The sequence below is a fragment of the Devosia indica genome, from assembly GCF_003056405.1.
Lineage (GTDB): Bacteria > Pseudomonadota > Alphaproteobacteria > Rhizobiales > Devosiaceae > Devosia > Devosia indica.
The window spans coordinates 1-1,170 of the sequence record NZ_PYVZ01000049.1 but is presented as its reverse complement, the minus strand read 5'-3'; the positions used below and the strand labels follow the sequence as shown (position 1 = coordinate 1,170).

The 1,170-nt window shown below is 61.6% G+C and carries 1 protein-coding gene; it reads right to left on the bottom strand.

Annotated elements, in window-relative coordinates:
* Positions 1–45 precede the first annotated feature (45 nt).
* Positions 46–1,170, bottom strand: a 1,125-nt coding sequence (locus tag DDE76_RS19345) for an HPP family protein (protein ID WP_108463724.1), incomplete at its 5' end; no start/stop codon positions are given.

Genomic DNA, 1,170 nt, shown 5'->3' with positions numbered 1-1,170 from the left:
GTTCAACTGGTCGAACAAAGCAAATGGCTGCAATCTTCGGGTGCTTCAGGCTGACAGTGCCAATTCGGACTGATTGACCCTAAAAAGCGCGGCAACGACGTCTGACTGGGTGACCATCCCAGCGAGCACGCCTTCGCTATCCACGACAGGAACGTGATGGTGGCCGGTTTCGGCCATGACCTGCACCACCCTCGCGATTGGGGTCGAGGTAAGGACGCAATGCACATCGCTCGTCATCACGTCGCGCGCCTTGCCACGCAGCGGACGGTCCGAATTGGTAACCGAGCGTAGGCGCCAGCCGAGACCGGATCCGGTAGCGGAGGGGCCCCAATCGGCTTTGTCTAGAATATCGGTCTGGGTGACGATGCCGACGACTCGGCGACTGGCATTGACCACAGGCACGGCTTTGACACCATTGCTGCGCAGCAATTTAAGCGTGACCCGGAGGGAGGTGCCGGGGCCAACAGAAGCAACACCCTGCGACATCACAGCGGCAGCGATAACATCGCCGGAACGGCGATTAAAGGCCAGGACTTCGGCACGCTGCAACATATCTTCGAGGTCTTGTGGATCGACGGGCACAACCTCGTCGCGCTCGCGAATGGCACTCGTGAGATCCGCGACGGTGACGCCGAGACCGCCAGATTGGCCAGCTGAAACGACTAGAGGATTGGCCGGGACGACGTGCGGATAGACCTTGCCCGTCAACCGATTATAGGCGACCGCTGCGAGCAACAGGGCGAGCGAACCGACAAGAACGGGCCAGAGAACGTACCAATATCCCAAGTCCTGAAGCGCAGGGCCACCAACCACAGCGGTAAGCGCTACTGCGCCACTCGGTGGATGTAAGCATCGAAGCGTAAGGAGCAGGCCGATGCTGGTGCCAACAGCGAGCGCGGCAGCAACGGAGGGCTCGGGCACGAACAGGCTACAGGTAACGCCAACCACAGCGGCGATCACGTTACCGCCGAGGACGGACCACGGCTGCGCCAGCGGACTGGCCGGCACGGCAAACAAAAGCACAGCAGAAGCGCCCAGGGGAGCGATAAGCAGCGGCGCACTGGGCGCCGGCAGCGTCAGCATGCCGATAATGCCAACGATCAAAATACCGATCGCGGCACCACCCGCGGCGCGAAGACGTTCAAGCGGGCTGACCGTGACGAGATGAGG